The following is a 16,268-nucleotide window of genomic DNA, read 5'->3' on the forward strand; positions in this document are numbered from 1 at the left end:
CATTTTGCCGGAAGATATCCGTATCATGGCACGCATGACTGACCAGATCGAGCAGCCCTACGCCTACCTGCGCCGCGAGCTCGTCGAGCCGGACTGGACCCGCTTCCCCGGCTGGCGCGAGATCACCGAGGAGCAGTGGAACGACGTGCAGTGGCAGCGCGTCAGCTGCGTGAAGAACATCCGCCAGCTGCGCAACGTCATGGGCGACCTGCTCACCGACGAGTTCTACGCCGACCTCGAGCGCGACCAGGAGCAGCGCGCCACGATGTCGATGCTCGTGCCGCCGCAGATGCTCAACACCATGGTCAGCGAGATCACCTGGGCCGACGGGCGCATGCCGGCCGCCGGCGAGGAGTTCACCAAGGCCTTCTACGCCGACCCGGTGCGCCGCTACATGCTGCCGGTCTTCTCCGACCGCCGCACCGACTGGGCCAACCACCCCTACGCCTCCCGCGACTCCCTGCACGAGCACGACATGTGGGTCGCCGAGGGCCTGACCCACCGCTATCCCACCAAGGTGCTGGCCGAGATGCTGCCGACCTGCCCGCAGTACTGCGGCCACTGCACCCGGATGGACCTCGTCGGCAACTCGACGCCGACGGTGACCAAGCTCAAGCTCGCCGGCAAGCCGGTCGACCGCCACACCGCGATCCTGGACTACCTGCGCGCCACCCCGTCGGTGCGCGACGTGGTCGTCTCCGGCGGCGACGTGGCCAACATGCCGTGGAAGAACCTCGAGGCGTGGCTCGACCAGCTCCTGGAGATCGAGAACATCCGCGACGTGCGCCTCGCCACCAAGGCGCTCATGGGCATGCCGCAGCACTGGCTGGCCGACGACACCGTCGAGGGCGTCGCCCGGGTCGCGAAGAAGGCCCGCGAGCGCGGCGTCGGCCTGGCCATCCACACCCACGTCAACGCCGCCCAGTCGGTGACGCCGCTGGTGGCCAAGGCCTCCCGCACCATGCTGGACGCCGGCATCCGCGACGTCCGCAACCAGGGCGTGCTCATGCGGGGCGTCAACGACACCTCCGTGCAGCTGCTCGACCTGTGCTTCGCGCTGGCCGACGACGCCATGATCACGCCCTACTACTTCTACATGTGCGACATGATCCCGTTCAGCGAGCACTGGCGGGTCTCCCTCGCGCACGCCCAGCACCTGCAGCACTCGATCCTGGGCTACCTGCCCGGCTTCGCCACGCCGCGCATCGTCTGCGACGTGCCCTTCGTCGGCAAGCGCTGGGTCCACCAGGCCGACACCTACGACACCGAGCGCGGCATCTCCTACTGGCGCAAGAACTACCGCACCTCGATCGAGGGCGAGGACGTCGACGTGACCAGCGCCGAGTACGTCTACTACGACCCGATCGACACCCTGCCCCCCTCGGGCCAGGACTGGTGGCGCCAGCACGCCGCCGAGATCAACGACGGGGCCGACGCGGCCGCCCAGGAGGAGAAGGCCGTCGCCGCGGCCGCAGCCTCCCGCCAGGCCTCGGTGGATCAGCTCGCCAGCAGCTGACCCACGCCCTCACCGACGCCCGCACCGGCCATCCCCCACCCGGTCGGGCGCTCCCCCGCCGGGACCACTCGCACGTGCCCGGGACATTCGGGTCCAGACACCGATCCGGCAGAATTTCCCGGGCACGTGCGTCATACCCTGGCCCCGTGGCGAAGAAGAAGCAGACCGGCGGCGGCACGCCGGCGACCGTGACGCTCGACCGGGCCGGGGTCCCCTACGAGATCCGGGCCTACGAGCACGACCCGCGCGCGACCTCCTACGGGTTGGAGGCGGCCGAGGCGCTCGGGGTCGAGCCGGCCCGGGTCTTCAAGACCCTGCTGGTCGACACCGACAAGGGACTGGGCGTGACGATCGTGCCGGTCGACACCACCGTCGACCTCAAGGCCGCGGCGGCCGCTCTCGGCGCCAAGAAGGCGGCCATGGCCGACCCGGCGGCGGCAGAGCGCACGACCGGCTATGTCGTCGGTGGGATCAGTCCCCTGGGCCAGAAGAAGGCCCTGCCCACCGTGCTGGACGACTCCGCCCGTGAGCACGCCACGATCCTGGTCAGCGGCGGCAAGCGCGGGCTCGACATCGAGCTCTCACCCGAGGCGCTGCTCACCCTGGTCCGCGGAGGGTATGCGGCGATCGCCCGCCGCTCCTAGCTCCCAGGGGCACCTTCCGCAACGTCGGCCCGTTTCCCGCCCCCGATCTTGATTCAGATCCCGCCACCCACGTCGGAGACGGGGAGGAGCCCCAGCCGGTCCTCCCAGGGGGTGGACAGCACGATCGTGGTGTTGGTCGAGACGGAGGCCTGCTGGCGGATCCGGGCGAAGAGCTCCTCGAGGTCCTGCGGCCGGCTCACGCGGAGCAGGAGCACGTAGTTCTCGTCCCCCGCCACGGACCAGCAGGCCACGATCTCCTCGATGTCCTGCAGCCGCTCGGGCACGTCGTCGTCGGCGGCCGGGTCGAAGGGCTTGACCGACATCAGCGCGGTGAGGGGCAGGCCGACCTTGGGGTAGTCGACCACAGCCCGGTAGCCCTTGATGATGCCGCGCTCCTCCAGCCGCTTGACCCGCTGGTGGACGGCCGAGGTGGACAGCCCCACCTGGCGGCCCAGGTCGGCGAAGGAGATCCGTCCGTCCTGGGCGAGGACCGAGACGATATGCCTGTCGAGAGGCTCCATACCGACAGCCTAATGGGGGTACGGCTGACGAGTTCTCGGCACGGCCATGTCGGTCCAGGGCGTTACGCTTCGCCCCATGCCCAGCACCCACCCGGCCGACAGCCACGACCTCATCCGCGTGGTCGGAGCCCGCGAGAACAACCTCCAGGACGTCAGCGTCGAGCTGCCCAAGCGTCGCCTGACGGTCTTCACCGGTGTCTCCGGATCGGGCAAGAGCTCGCTGGTCTTCGAGACGATCGCCGCGGAGTCGCAGCGGATGATCAACGAGACCTACAGCACCTTCGTGCAGGGCTTCATGCCGACGATGGCCCGCCCCGACGTGGACGTGCTGGAGGGCCTGACCACGGCGATCATCGTGGACCAGGAGCGGATGGGGGCCAACATCCGCTCCACGGTCGGCACCGCCACCGACGTCAACGCCATGTTGCGCATCCTCTTCAGCCGCCTGGGGCAGCCCCACATCGGCACGTCCAAGGCCTTCTCCTTCAACGTCGCCTCCATCAGCGGGGCGGGTGCGGTCACGATGACCAAGGGCGGAGAGACGATCAAGGAGCGTCGCGAGTTCAGCATCCAGGGCGGCATGTGCAGCCGCTGCGAGGGCGTGGGCAAGGTCAGCGACTTCGACTACTCGGCGATCTATGACGAGGAGAAGTCGCTGCGCGAGGGGGCCATCACGATCCCCGGCTACAGCATGGAGGGGTGGTACGGCCGGGTCTACATGGGCAGCGGCTTCTTCGACCCCGACAAGCCGCTGAAGAAATACACCAAGAAGGAGCGCGCCGACCTGCTCTTCAAGGAGCCGACCAAGATCAAGGTCGACGGCATCAACATCACCTACGAGGGGCTGATCCCCCGCATCACCAAGTCGATGCTGTCCAAGGACCGGGAGGCGATGCAGCCCCACATCCGGGCCTTCGTCGACCGCGCGGTGACCTTCGACACCTGTCCGGACTGCGAGGGCACCCGTCTCAACGAGACGGCCCGGTCCTCGAAGATCAAGGGTGTCTCGATCGCCGACGTCTGCCAGTGGCAGATCAGCGACCTCGCCGAGTGGGTCCGCGAGCTGGACGACCCCGGCGTGGCTCCCCTGCTCAAGGGGCTGCAGGAGACGCTGGACTCGTTCGTCCAGATCGGCCTGGGCTACCTGTCCCTGGACCGCCCGGCCGGCACGCTCTCCGGCGGAGAGGCGCAGCGGACCAAGCTGATCCGGCACCTCGGCTCCTCCCTGACCGATGTCACCTATGTCTTCGACGAGCCGACCATCGGGCTGCACCCCCACGACATCCAGCGGATGAACACCCTCCTGCTCCAGCTCCGGGACAAGGGCAACACCGTCCTGGTCGTCGAGCACAAGCCGGAGACGATCGCCATCGCCGACCATGTGGTCGACCTCGGCCCCGGCGCGGGCACCGCGGGCGGGACGATCTGCTTCGAGGGCGACGTGGCGGGCCTGCGCGCCAGCGACACCGTCACGGGTCGGCATCTGGACGACCGCGCCCACGTCAAGGGGTCGACCCGGGAGCGCACCGGGGTCATGGAGGTACGCGGCGCGGGCACGCACAACCTCAAGGACGTCGACGTCGACATCCCGCTGGGCGTCCTCACCGTCCTGACGGGTGTCGCCGGCTCGGGCAAGAGCTCGTTGATCAACGGCTCCGTCGCCGGCCAGGACGGGGTCGTGGTGATCGACCAGACCGCCATCAAGGGCTCTCGCCGGAGCAACCCCGCCACCTACACCGGCCTGCTGGAGCCGATCCGCAAGGCCTTCGCCAAGGCCAACGGCGTCAAGCCGGCGCTGTTCAGCGCCAACTCCGAGGGCGCCTGCCCGGCCTGCAACGGCGCCGGCGTCATCTACACCGACCTGGCGATGATGGCCGGGGTCGCCACCCCCTGCGACGAGTGCGAGGGCCGCCGCTTCCAGGCCTCGGTCCTGGAATACGCGCTCGGCGGCAAGGACATCAGCCAGGTCCTGGCCATGCCAGCGGCGGAGGCGGAGACCTTCTTCGCCGAGGGAGAGGCCAGGATCCCGGCCGCCCACAAGATCCTGCAGCGGCTGGTGGACGTGGGCCTGGGCTACCTGACGCTCGGGCAGCCGTTGACCACGCTGTCCGGCGGAGAGCGGCAGCGCCTCAAGCTGGCCAGCCAGATGGGCGACAAGGGTGAGATCTACGTCCTGGACGAGCCGACCACCGGTCTGCACCTGGCCGACGTCGAGCAGCTCCTGGGCCTGCTGGACCGGTTGGTGGACGCTGGTCGCTCGGTCATCGTGATCGAGCACCACCAGGCGGTCATGGCGCACGCCGACTGGATCATCGACCTGGGCCCGGGCGCCGGCCACGACGGTGGCCGCGTCGTCTTCGAGGGCACCCCGGCCGAGCTGATCGCCGACCGCTCCACCCTCACCGGCCAGCACCTGGCCGACTACGTCAGCTGAGCGACCGCCCCCGCAGCGTCAGCACGTAGGCCAGCCCCGTCAGCACCAGTGAGGGGACGAACCAGACCGGCAACGGGGCCGGGGCGACGAGCACCGCATACCCGAAGACCAGCAGTCCCAGTGCACCCAACCACCACCTGCGCCGGTCCCCCAGCGCCACCGCGACCGAGGCCAGGACCATCACGGTCGGCAGCGCGAGCCGCAGCACGCGGGTGAGCGCCTCGGGGTCGTTGGCGAAGGACGGGCGCTCCAGCGGGTTCTCCCCCGCGGCGGTGCTCCACAGCGGCCCGAGCAGGACCACGACCGCGGTGGCGAGCGTGACCAGGACCGCGATCCACGGCAGCCGCTCGCGCCAGGTGAGCGCGGGAACGGGGTGATCGGCGGGCAGGCGGTCAGGCACGCGGTCACGCTAGCAGGGCCTAGCCTGGTGCCTCATGAGCACCGCGTCGAGCACCCAGCGCCTTCTCCTGCTGGACACCGCATCGCTGTACTTCCGCGCGTTCTTCGGGGTCAAGGACCTGCGGGAGGCACCGGACGGGACGCCGACCAATGCCGTGCGCGGGCTGCTCGACATGATCGCGACCCTGGTGCGGCGCTTCGAGCCCACCCACCTGGTGGCCTGCTGGGACAACGACTGGCGGCCGGACTTCCGGGTGGCGGCCATCCCCTCCTACAAGGCCCACCGCCTGGTGCCCGGCACCGAGGACAAGGAGGAGGCTCCACCTGAGCTTGAGGTCCAGGTGCCGATCATCCGACGGGCGCTGGACGCCTTCGGCATCCCGATCCTGGGCTCGGACGGCTACGAGGCCGACGACGTCATCGGCACCCTGACCGCCCGGCACAAGGGGCGGATGCCGGTCTCGGTGGTCACCGGCGACCGCGACCTGTTCCAGCTCGTGGATGACGAGGCCGACGTGACCGTGGTCTACACGGCCCGCGGCGGCGTGCGGGACGCCGACGTGATGCGCGAGGCCGAGCTGCTCGACCGCTACGGCATCCCCTCCGGCCCGGCCTATGCCGACATGTCCATGCTGCGCGGGGACACCAGCGACGGGCTGCCGGGGGTCAAGGGCATCGGCGACAAGACCGCCGCTCAGCTCATCACGACCTACGGCTCGCTCACGGGGCTGCGGCAGGCCCTGGCCGACGGCGACCCTGCGATCAAGGGCGCCCGGCGGACCAACCTGGAGGCCGCCTCGGACTATCTCGACGTCGCGCCCAAGGTGGTCCTGGTCGCCGACGACGCACCGCTGCCGGACGTGCCGCTGACCCTCCCCCGCGAGCTGGCCGACCCCGAGACCGTCCAGCAGATGGTGGAGGCCTACGACCTCGGCAGTCCCGTGGGCAGGTTGATGCAGGCGCTGGGCATCCGGCCCTGAGCCGCGGTCCCCGCCAGCGGCACCGGGCACTGAGCCCGTCACCGACCATCAGCCGGATGGTGATCCGCCGACCGGTTCTTTCCGGCCGACGGATCACTTGCCGGCCGACGGATCACTCACGGGGACCAAGTGCGGTCGCTGGGGTCGGTCCCAGGGGCGGGGTGCGGGCTCAGTGGGCGTGGCGGAAGCCGGCGCGCTCGGCCGTCTCGGCGTCCACGAAGCACTCGTGCGGGGCGGCCTCGTAGCCAGGCTCGTCCGGCAGGACGTAGGTCATCGTGTCGTGCCAGGCCTTGACCGGGTGGCCCTCGGCCACCGAGCCGTCATCCATGGGGGCTGCCGAGCCCCAGCCGTGTCCGCCGTCGCGCACCTCTCCGCTCTGCGACGCCGTGTCCTGGGAGCCGCTCTGGTGCGCGGGCACGACCGTCTCCAGCTGCTGGGGCCCGTCGCCGTCCTCGGCCGTCCAGTCCCCCGGCTGACGGAAGTCCGCCCCGGCGGCGATGTCGTGGTTGGCGGGGTCGTGCTCGCGGGCGAACTCCTCGGCGCGCTGCCGGGCCTCCTCCTCGGCCTCCGCCTGCTCGTCCGCATCCCGCTGCGCGTCTCCCTCATCCGGGTCCGCGGGCGAGTCCGCCGACGGTGCCGACCCGGCCGAGGGCGCCGAGCGTGCGGGCTCGGGCGAGTCTGCGGGTGCCGCGGGACCGGAGCCGTGGTTGGGGCCGTGGTCGAGGCCGTCCGTGCGCTGGTCCAGGGCGTCGTCGCCGGTGGGGTTCTCGTGCTGCTGCTTGGACATGGGTCTCTCCGCTCTGAGGGGACCTGCTTGGGTATGCGGCACGCTAGCGGGGTGCGCGCGTCACCGCAGGCTCAAGCGGCCGGTCGAGCATCGAGCGGCTGGTCCGACTCAGCGGCGGCGCCGACCCCGGTCCGGCTCGTTGGGCGGCCACTCCCCGTCGTCGGACCCGTCGTCGTAGGAGTAGAGCAGCTCCTGGAGCCGGACCTGCACGCGCTCGACGTCCGGGACGTCGTGCAGCACCATGCCCGACTGCTGCGTCGCGTCGGAGACGACCAGGGTGCCGCAGCCCAGCACCCGGTCCAGCAGCCCCTTCTCGAGCGCGATGTCGTTGATCCGGTGCAGCGGGATGTCCCGACCACGCCGCGAGAAGACTCCGGACCGGTGGCTGATGCGCCGGTTGGTCACGGTGTAGCTCTCCGAGCGCCAGCGCACGAAGGGCACCCCGACCAGCCACGCGGCCAGGGCGAGTGCGACCGCCCCGGCGATCCACATGGTCATCACGTAGTGGTCCTCGCCCCGGGTGAACCACCACAGCGCCACGAGCGCGGCGAGCAGCAGCAGCGCCCACAGGGCCGCGACCAGCAGGGCCTTGACGTGCGTCCGCAGGCGCAGGACCACCTCCTCGCCCTCGGTCAGCTGGTTGTCGCGCAGACCCATCTCAGACCACCCTCTCGAAGACCGCGGCCAGACCCTGACCGCCACCGATGCACATCGTCTCCAGCGCGTAGCGGCCCTCGCGGCGCCGCAGCTCGTGCGCGAGCGTGGCCAGGATCCGCGCACCCGTGGCGCCGACCGGGTGGCCCAGGGAGATGCCGGAGCCGTTGACGTTCAGGCGGTCCCAGGACGACGGGTCGGCCATCCCCCACTCGGTCAGCACGGCCAGGGCCTGCGCGGCGAAGGCCTCGTTGAGCTCGATCAGGTCGAGGTCGTCCATCGTGATCCCCGCACGCTCCAGCGCCAGCGCCGACGCAGGGACCGGACCGATGCCCATCGTCTCCGGCGGCACGGCCGCGACCGCCCAGGAGCGCAGCGCCAGCAGCGGCTCCAGCCCCTTGGCCTCGGCGACCTCCCGGGTGGTGACCACGCACAGCGCCGCGGCGTCGTTCTGGCCGCTGGCGTTGCCGGCGGTCACGGTGGCCTCCGGGTCCTGGCGGCCCATGATCGGGCGCAGCCCGGCCAGCACCTCCATGGACGTGTCGGGACGGATGTGCTCGTCGGTGTCCACGACGGTGGTCCCCTTGCGCCCCTTCACCTCGACGGGCGCCAGCTCCTCGGCGTAGCGGCCCTCCGCCCGGGCGGCCGCCGCGGCCTGGTGCGAGCGCACGGCCAGGGCGTCCTGGGCCTCGCGGGTGATGGCGTACTCCCGCCGCAGGTTCTCCGCCGTCTCGATCATGCCCCCGGGTATGGGGTGCCCCTCACCTCCCGCGGTCGAGCGGGCCCGGGCGAGGCGGTCGGCCAGCTCCACGCCGGTGCCCTTGACCCCTTGGCGCAGGAGCGCGTAGTGCTCCACCTGGCTCATCGACTCCGATCCGCCGGCGACGACGAGGCCGGAGCCGCCCGAGGCGATCTGGGAGGCCGCGGTGAGCACCGCCTGCAGGCCGGAGCCGCAGCGGCGGTCCAGCTGCATGCCGGGTGCCTTGTCGAGGCCGGTGTTCAGCGCCAGGATCCGGCCCAGGGCCGGGATCTCCCCGCTGGGGTTGGTGTTGCCGACGATCACGTCGTCGACGTCTCCGTCCTGCAGCCCGGTGCGCTCCAGCAGCGCGGTCAGCAGCTGCGTGCCCAGGTCGGCGGCGGACAGGCTGGCCAGGCTGCCGAGGAAGCCCCCGACGGGAGTGCGCAGCGGCGAGCAGATCACGATCTCGGTCATGACTGCAGCCTAGTGCGGCCCCGTGCCGAGGGACGCCCTGATCAGTCCAGCCGGTCGGCGGCCACCACGCCGCGCAGCATGGCGTCGCTGGCGCGGCGAGCGGTCCTGGCCACCTCGGGGTCGGCCGCCTGGGCGATCTGGCCGAGCAGGTCGATGATCTGCTTGCAGCGGCGCACGAAGTCTCCCGCGGCCATCCCGCCGTCGCGCAGCACCTCCTCCAGCTGCCGGCCGGAGGTCCAGCGGTGCACCATCCAGGCGATGCCGCCGTCGAGCTCACGGTCGCCGTCGAGGTGGTGCCGGCTCTTGAGGGTCTGCACCTCGCGCCAGATGGCCTCCATCTCCCCCAGCGCCTCGGCGACCTCCACCGACGGCATCCGCATCTCGGAGATGTCGTCGCCGCGGGCCTCGTGGATGAGGGCGGACACAACGGCCGCCAGGTCGGGCCCGGTGAGCCGCTTCCAGGTGCCGCGACGCAGCGCCTCGGCCACCACCAGGTCCAGCTCGGTGTAGACCCGCCGCAGCCGCTGCCCCTCGGTGGTGACCTCCTGCCCGTCCGGGCTCAGGTAGCCCAGCTCGGAGAGCAGGTCGCAGATGCGCTCGAAGGTCTTGGCGACGGTGTTGGTGCGCTCGGCCACCCGCCGCTGCAGGTCGTCGGTCTCCTTGCGCAGCTGCCACCAGCGCGCGGCCCAGCGCGCGTGCTCCTCCCGGTCCGGGCACGAGTGCGAGGGGTGGGCCTTCATCCGGGCGCGCAGCTCGTCGATGCGGTCCTCGCGGGCGTCGGCGACGCGGTCGCCACCGCCGGCGCCGTCCCCGCCCCTGCCCCGCCCGGGCATCGGCTCACGGACGGTGTCGCGCAGGGTCGAGGCCAGGTCCTTGCGGGCCTTGGGGCTGCGGGCGTTGAAGTGGCGCGGCACGTGCAGCTCCCCGATGACCTCCGGGACGTCGCGGAAGCCGGCGATCGTGAGCTTCTGCAGGCTGCCGTTGGAGGTGAGCACGGTGGGCTCCGGCGAGGCGGCGCTGCCCTTCTGACCGCGCAGGACCACGGCCATCGTGCCCTTGCGGCCGCCGTCGAGCTGGATCACCTGCCCCGGCTCGAGCTGCTCGAGGGAGGTGGCGATGTCCACGCGACGCTGCGACTGGCGGACCCGGGCCTGCTTCTTCTCCAGCTCGGAGAGCTGGTGGCGCAGCCGGCCGTACTCGCTGAAGTCGCCCCGGTCGCAGGCCATCGCCTCGGCGTAGCCGTCCAGGGCGGTGAGGTTGTCGCGCACCCGCGTGGTCAGCCCGACCACGGACCGGTCGGCCTGGAACTGGGCGAACGAGCTCTGCAGCAGCTCGTGGGCCCGGTCGCGGCCGTACTGCGCGACCAGGTTGACGGCCATGTTGGAGCTGGGCCGGAACGAGCTGCGCAGCGGGTAGGTCCGGGTGGAGGCCAGTCCGGCGACGTCCATCGGGTCCAGGCCCCGGCGCCAGAGCACCACGCCGTGGCCCTCGATGTCGATCCCGCGCCGGCCGGCACGCCCGGTGAGCTGGGTGTACTCCGCCGGGGTGACCATGACGTGGGCCTCGCCGTTGTACTTCACCAGCTTCTCCAGGACCACCGTCCGGGCGGGCATGTTGATGCCCAGCGCGAGGGTCTCGGTGGCGAAGACGGCCTTGACCCGGCCGGCGGTGAAGAGCTCCTCGACGATCTCGCGGAAGAGCGGCAGCATGCCCGCGTGGTGGGCGGCATAGCCGCGGGACAGACCCTCGACCAGATCGTGGTAGCCGAGCACGGCCAGGTCGGTCGGGTCGACCTCGGCGACCCGCTCCTGCACGAGGTCGCGGACGGCCTGGCCCTCGGACTCGGGGATGAGCCGGGTGCCCTTGCCGAGCAGCTGGGTCACGGCCGCGTCGCAGCCGGCCCGGCTGAAGATGAAGGTGATGGCCGGGAGCAGCCCCTCGCTGTCCAGCCGGTCGATGACCTGCGCCCGGCTGGCGACACCGCCGGGCAGGGCGCCGCGCTCGAGGACCGGGACGGCATCCGCATACCCCCGGCCGTGGTCGGCGCGCCCGCCCCGGCCGCCGCGCCGTCCTCGGTCGTCCCCACGACCACCGCGCCCACGTCCCTGCCCCTGGCGCCCTCGCGAGTCGTCCCGGCCACGGCCACGGGGCTCACCCCTTCGGCCCCGCGGCGCCCCGGCGTCCTCGCGGGACCAGCCGCGGTCGGAGCGCTCGGCCTGGCCGATCTGCTGGAGCAGCTCGGGGTTGACCTCGGTGCGACCGTCCCGGCCGGTCACGAAGAGGTCGTACATCCGGGTGCCGACCATCATGTGCTGCCACAGCGGCACGGGACGGTGCTCGGAGACGATGACCTCGGTGTCGCCGCGGACGGTGCCGAGCCAGTCGCCGAACTCCTCGGCGTTGCTGACCGTCGCGGACAGGGAGATGACCTGCACCGACGGGGGCAGGTGGATGATGACCTCCTCCCAGACGGCGCCGCGCCACCGGTCGGCCAGGTAGTGCACCTCGTCCATGACCACGAAGCCCAGGCCGGTGAGGGTCGGCGAGGACGAATACATCATGTTGCGCAGCACCTCGGTGGTCATCACCACCACGGGCGCCTCGCCGTTGATGGAGGCGTCACCGGTGAGCAGGCCGACGTTGCCGACGCCGTGCCGCTCGACGAGGTCGTGGTACTTCTGGTTGGACAGCGCCTTGATCGGCGTGGTGTAGAAGGTCTTGCGCCCGGTCTCCAGGCCAAGGGCGACGGCGAACTCCCCCACCACCGTCTTGCCGGCACCGGTCGGGGCGGCCACCAGCACCCCGGAGCCGTCCTGGACGGCCTGGATCGCGTCGAGCTGGAAGGCGTCCAGCTCGAAGCCCAGGCTCTGGGTGAAGCGTCCTGCGGGGGTGGCGGCGAAGGCGGCGCGCTCACGCGCCCGGGCATACTGCTCGGCGGGGGACGACGCTGACATGCCCCTCAGGCTATGTCAGCGGAGGCGCGATCACCTGCAGATTCGACCCGGCCACCCGCACGGTGAGCGGCAGCGGCCCCAGCTCGTCGCCGTCGGCCTGCGCCACGATGTCCTCCGGCCCCTCGATCCGGACCTCGCGGGCGCGGGTGATCCGGACGGCCGGGTGGTCGGTGTGGGCGGCCTTGCGCACCGCACGCAGCACGTCCAGCGCCTCGCGAGGCCGGACCGGGCGGATGACGACCAGGTCCAGCAGCCCGTCGGCGGGATCCGCCTCGGGCACCAGGTGCAGCCCGCCACCGAGATAGGGCAGGTTGCAGGGCACGACGACCAGTGCCCCGAGCTCCTCGGTCACGCCGTCGACGGTCAACCGGTAGTGCAGCGGCGGCTGGCGACGCAGCAGCGCGATCTCCACCAGCGCGGAGGCGGTGTAGGAGAAGGAGCCCAGCTGACGCGTCGAGCCGTTGACGCGTGCCGAGATGCGGGCGTCCAGGGCCGAGGGCGTCGAGCCGATGACGTGCCGGTCCAGCTCGGGCACGTGCAGGGTGTCGATGGTGCGACGGTGCCCGGCCAGCAGCACCTGGAGCGCGGCCGGCGGCGCGAACGGGATGCCCAGGGAGCGGGCGCTGTCGTTGCCGGTCCCCGCCGGCAGGATGCCCACGGCCGTGCCGGTGCCGGCACACAGGTCGGTCGCCAGGCTCACGGCACCGTCGCCGCCCACCACGACCAGCACGTCCAGTCCCTCACCCACCAGCGTGGCGCAGCTGGCCCGAGCCTCCTCGACGGTGTCCGCCGAGACCTCGAGGATCTCGTGCCCGGCCGACCGCAGCGCACGAACCGCCGCCGCGCCGACGTCCGCCGACCCGCGCCGCAGGCGACCCGGACGCCGCCCGTGCGCGACCGCATATCTCATGACAGCGGGGTGGCCTCGTCCGGCGAGAGACCGGCATAGCGGTCCTTGGGGTCGCCCCCGCGCCTGCGCTTGCGCCGCTCCAGGAAGTAGGCGACACCCACGGCGCACCAGAAGAGCAGGAACACCGGCGCGGCCATCGCCAGCATCGTCCACGCGCTGGGGTCGGGGGTCATGAAGGCGGAGAAGATGAGGATCCCGAAGAGCGTGATCCGCCAGCTGTCGCGCATCATCTTCGCCGGCAGGATGCCGATCTGGTTGAGCGCCACCAGCACGACCGGCAGCAGGAAGGCCAGCCCGAAGGCGAGCATGAAGTAGAGCCACAGCGACAGGAAGTCGGTCGCCGCGGGCAGGTTGGCCGCGCCCACCGGCGTGAAGGCCAGCAGGATCCCCACGAGCCGGGGGAAGGTGTAGGCGGCCAGGCCGGCGCCGGCGAAGAAGAGCGGGATGGAGACGAAGAAGTAGGACAGCGCCAGCTTCTTCTCCTTGGGCAGCAGCCCCGGCAGCAGGAAGGCCCAGGCCTGCCACAGCCACAGCGGGCTGGAGAGCAGGATCCCGCTGAAGAGCGCCACCCTGAGCTTCATCGCGAACGGCTCGGTGATGTTCTGGAAGCGCAGCATCACCTCGTCATCACCGCGCTCGCGCGCGACCTCGACGATCGGGGCGTTGACGAAGGCGAAGATCTGCGGGTAGAGATACCAGCCGACGACCGCCAGGGCGGCGATCGCCAGGCAGGAGATCATCAGCCTGTTGCGGAGCTCACGAAAGTGGGCCCCGAGGGACATCCTTCCCTCGGGGTCCTTCACCTTCTGCGTGCGGGCCAACGTGCTTCGTCCTCGGTATGCGGTCTCGCCGGGGCGGCGGACGCCTCGCCGGCGTCAGGCGCGCGGGTCGGTGTCGCGGCGCTCGTCCTCGATGCGGCGGTACTCCTCGCGGGCGGTGTCGCGGTAGCCGTCGGCGTCGGTGTCGGTGCCCCGGTCGGCCACGTGGTCACCCTCCCGCAGCGGGGGCGGGCCGGCGGCGTCCTTGTCCTTGCGCGCGGCGTTCTCGTCCTTCATCTGGTCGACCTCGGTCTTGAAGACCCGCATCGACTCCCCCAGGCTCCGCGCCGCGTTGGGCAGGTTCTTCCACCCGAACAGGACGACGAAGGCGATGATCAGGACGACGATGTGCCAGATCTTGATACCTCCCACGGAGGTCACCTCTTTCTCTGCGGATGCGCACGCGTCCCGTACGCGGACGCGGTCAGTCTAACCAGGAGTCCTGGGTGTGTCCGTCCACGGCGGCGGCCGCACCCGACGCCACCGCGGCGACCACCTCGGCCGGGCCGAGGACGCGGGCCCGTCCGGCCTGGCGCCAGACGAGGCGCTGCAGCCACCCGGGATCGGCCACCCGCAGCAGCACCTCCAGCGACCCGTCCTCGCGGCGCTCGACCTGCTCCACCGGCACCGTCTCGGCGATCCAGGCCGCGGCCGGCTCGAGGTGCAGGGTGACGGCGAGGTCCTCGGGAGCGGCCCGGTAGACCCCCGACCCGAGGTCGCGCGGGGGCAGGTCCTCGGGCGGTGTGCCGTCCACGTCGAGGACCTGCACGTCCTCGATCCGGTCGAAGCGGAAGAGCCGCACGCCCTCGGCCCGGTGGCACCAGGCCTCGAGATACCACCGGCCGTCGACCCCGACCACGCGGATCGGGTCGACATCGCGCTCGGTGGTCTCGTCCCGGCTGGCGACGGTGTAGGTCAGGTGGAGCCGCCGGTGCTCGGCCAGCCCCTCGCGGATCCGGGCGGCCCGCACGGGGTCGATCGGCTGCTCCAGGTCGACGCGCACGGCGTCCGCGGTGGCCGCCGCGTCGCCGGCCGCGCCCTCGAGCTTGGCCAGGGCCCGGTCGATCGCGTCGTGCTCGGCCAGGCCAGGGGTGTCGGCCAGGGCGCGCAGCGCGACGATCAGGGCCAGCGCCTCGTCCCGGCCGAGCCGCAACGGGCGGGCGATCGTGTCGGCATTGCCCACGTAGACCTTCCCGTCCTCCCAGGAGGCCTCGATCAAGTCGTCGGGGAAGCCGCCGGGCAGCCCGCAGACGAAGAGCAGCTGGAGGTCGTCGACGACCTGGGCCTCGCTCACGCCCAGCTCCTGGGCGGCGCTGGCCAGGTCGATCCCCTGCCGGTTGAGCAGCCAGGGCACCATCGTCAGCAGCCGGCCCAGGCGCGAGGTCGCGCTCTCGTAGGTCACCATCAGGCCACGCCTCCCTGGTGCGCGTCACGGACGGCGGTCAGCGCGGCCACCACGGCGTCGCGCACCTCGGGCGGGTCGACGACCCGCACGTCCGGGCCGGCCGCACAGATCTCCTCGACCAGCCCCGGGACGCCGCGGACCTGCAGGTCCACCACGTCCCAGCCGTCCCGGCCCTCTCCGCCGGGCGTCACGGCGCTCGCCCGCCGTCGCAGCGTGGAGGCCGCACCCTCGCGCACCAGCAGCCGCACCTGCGTCGCGGCTCCCCCGTCATCGCCGTAGGTCGTGCGGATCATCCGGGTCGCGTCGTGGTCGGCCGGCACCTCGAAGGCCCCGGGCCGGCCCGTCGTCCGGGGACGGCCCACGACCCGGTCCAGGCGGAAGACGCGCGGCGCCTCCCGGTCCAGGTCGTGGCCGGTGAGATACCACCGCCCGTGCCAACTGGTCAGCCCCCACGGCTGGACCCGGCGGGTGGTCAGGTCCGCTCCCCCGCGCCGGTAGTCGAAGGTCAGCGCGGTGCGCGACAGGACGGCGTCACGGACCGGCTCGAAGGCCGGCTCGGAGGTGAGGAGCAAGGGCTCGATGCCCGAGACCGAGGCCTCGTCGCGCACCAGGCCCGCCGCGTCGAGCTTGCGCAGCGCCTGCGCCGCCGGCCCGGCCAGGCTGGCCCGCGACCAGGCCCGGCTGGCCAGGCCGATGACCGCGACCTCGTCCGGCTCCAGGTCGATCTGGGGCAGGGCATACTCCCGCTGGTCGATCCGGTAGCCCAGCTCGTCGTCGAAGAAGGGGTCGATCGGCTCGGTCCGCAGCGGGATCCCGAGCTCGCGCAGCTCGTCCTTGTCACGCTCGAACATCCGCTCGAAGGCCTCGTCGTTGCCGGCCTGGTAGTCCGGCACGGCCTGACGGATCCGGGCCTTGGACAGGGGCTGGCGGGTCGAGAGGAGGGCGATGACGAGGTTGAGCAGCCGCTCGGTCTTGGCGGCCGCCGGGGAGGGACCCTTGGGCTCGCTGCTGTTCTTCCGCGCCATGGGCCTCA

15 protein-coding genes are annotated in these 16,268 nt (G+C 71.8%); 4 read left to right on the plus strand and 11 right to left on the minus strand.

Translation table 11 applies throughout. The features are described 5' to 3' along the window. The first annotated feature begins 34 nt into the window (after nucleotides 1-34). Both ACTMMA_RS15755 and ybaK read left to right on the plus strand, forming a co-directional pair. Nucleotides 35-1,516, plus strand: a complete 1,482-nt coding sequence (locus ACTMMA_RS15755) for a KamA family radical SAM protein (RefSeq protein ID WP_441191069.1) — start codon at nucleotides 35-37, stop codon at nucleotides 1,514-1,516. Between the two features lie 146 nt (nucleotides 1,517-1,662). Continuing rightward, on the plus strand, nucleotides 1,663-2,160 hold the full coding sequence (ybaK, locus tag ACTMMA_RS15760) for a Cys-tRNA(Pro) deacylase (protein ID WP_441191070.1): 498 nt from the start codon (nucleotides 1,663-1,665) through the stop codon (nucleotides 2,158-2,160). 53 nt (nucleotides 2,161-2,213) lie between these two features. Here the strand turns inward: ybaK and ACTMMA_RS15765 are convergent, their stop codons facing one another. After that, nucleotides 2,214-2,681, minus strand: coding sequence for an Lrp/AsnC family transcriptional regulator (locus tag ACTMMA_RS15765; RefSeq protein ID WP_441191071.1), 468 nt, complete (start codon nucleotides 2,679-2,681; stop codon nucleotides 2,214-2,216). 76 nt (nucleotides 2,682-2,757) lie between these two features. Between ACTMMA_RS15765 and ACTMMA_RS15770 the strand changes: the two genes are divergently transcribed. After that, on the plus strand, nucleotides 2,758-5,115 hold the full coding sequence (locus ACTMMA_RS15770) for an ATP-binding cassette domain-containing protein (RefSeq protein ID WP_441191072.1): 2,358 nt from the start codon (nucleotides 2,758-2,760) through the stop codon (nucleotides 5,113-5,115). Here ACTMMA_RS15770 and ACTMMA_RS15775 read toward each other — a convergent pair. Beyond that, nucleotides 5,108-5,515 carry a hypothetical protein gene (locus tag ACTMMA_RS15775; protein ID WP_441191073.1) on the minus strand — a complete coding sequence of 136 codons (408 nt, stop codon included), beginning with the start codon at nucleotides 5,513-5,515 and terminating at the stop codon, nucleotides 5,108-5,110. The two genes, ACTMMA_RS15770 and ACTMMA_RS15775, sit on opposite strands and share 8 nt — an antisense overlap. Before the next feature lie 34 nt (nucleotides 5,516-5,549). On the opposite strand from ACTMMA_RS15775, the gene ACTMMA_RS15780 reads away from it, so the two are divergent. Next, nucleotides 5,550-6,494, plus strand: coding sequence for a 5'-3' exonuclease (locus ACTMMA_RS15780; RefSeq protein ID WP_441191074.1), 945 nt, complete (start codon nucleotides 5,550-5,552; stop codon nucleotides 6,492-6,494). Between the two features lie 169 nt (nucleotides 6,495-6,663). Here ACTMMA_RS15780 and ACTMMA_RS15785 read toward each other — a convergent pair whose 3' ends face one another. The 9 genes from ACTMMA_RS15785 to ACTMMA_RS15825 all read right to left on the minus strand — a co-directional run bounded on the left by ACTMMA_RS15785 (nucleotide 6,664) and on the right by ACTMMA_RS15825 (nucleotide 16,260). Next, complete coding sequence (locus ACTMMA_RS15785; protein WP_441191075.1) at nucleotides 6,664-7,281, minus strand: sunset domain-containing protein; 618 nt, start codon at nucleotides 7,279-7,281, stop codon at nucleotides 6,664-6,666. 108 nt (nucleotides 7,282-7,389) lie between these two features. After that, complete coding sequence (locus ACTMMA_RS15790; protein WP_441191076.1) at nucleotides 7,390-7,938, minus strand: PH domain-containing protein; 549 nt, start codon at nucleotides 7,936-7,938, stop codon at nucleotides 7,390-7,392. 1 nt (nucleotide 7,939) lies between these two features. Next, nucleotides 7,940-9,148, minus strand: coding sequence for an acetyl-CoA C-acetyltransferase (locus ACTMMA_RS15795; protein ID WP_441191077.1), 1,209 nt, complete (start codon nucleotides 9,146-9,148; stop codon nucleotides 7,940-7,942). Between the two features lie 41 nt (nucleotides 9,149-9,189). Further along, nucleotides 9,190-12,102, minus strand: coding sequence for a DEAD/DEAH box helicase (locus tag ACTMMA_RS15800; protein WP_441191078.1), 2,913 nt, complete (start codon nucleotides 12,100-12,102; stop codon nucleotides 9,190-9,192). Between the two features lie 10 nt (nucleotides 12,103-12,112). After that, nucleotides 12,113-13,012, minus strand: coding sequence for a diacylglycerol/lipid kinase family protein (locus ACTMMA_RS15805; RefSeq protein WP_441191079.1), 900 nt, complete (start codon nucleotides 13,010-13,012; stop codon nucleotides 12,113-12,115). Next, complete coding sequence (gene tatC / locus ACTMMA_RS15810; protein WP_441191080.1) at nucleotides 13,009-13,833, minus strand: twin-arginine translocase subunit TatC; 825 nt, start codon at nucleotides 13,831-13,833, stop codon at nucleotides 13,009-13,011. The genes ACTMMA_RS15805 and tatC overlap by 4 nt, the downstream gene beginning before the upstream one ends. 54 nt (nucleotides 13,834-13,887) lie before the next feature. Beyond that, on the minus strand, nucleotides 13,888-14,202 hold the full coding sequence (tatA, locus tag ACTMMA_RS15815; RefSeq protein ID WP_441191081.1) for a Sec-independent protein translocase subunit TatA: 315 nt from the start codon (nucleotides 14,200-14,202) through the stop codon (nucleotides 13,888-13,890). A 52-nt stretch (nucleotides 14,203-14,254) separates the two neighbouring features. Next, the gene (locus ACTMMA_RS15820) at nucleotides 14,255-15,235 is read right to left on the minus strand and encodes a helix-turn-helix transcriptional regulator (protein WP_441191082.1); all 981 of its coding nucleotides are present in this window, start codon (nucleotides 15,233-15,235) and stop codon (nucleotides 14,255-14,257) included. Next, entirely contained in the window at nucleotides 15,235-16,260 is a 1,026-nt protein-coding gene (locus ACTMMA_RS15825) for a helix-turn-helix transcriptional regulator (protein WP_441191083.1), read from the minus strand. Before ACTMMA_RS15825 ends, ACTMMA_RS15820 begins: the two co-directional genes overlap by 1 nt. Between the last annotated feature and the right edge of the window lie 8 nt (nucleotides 16,261-16,268).

This window comes from Ornithinimicrobium panacihumi (genome assembly GCF_052073805.1).
GTDB lineage: Bacteria > Actinomycetota > Actinomycetes > Actinomycetales > Dermatophilaceae > Ornithinicoccus > Ornithinicoccus panacihumi.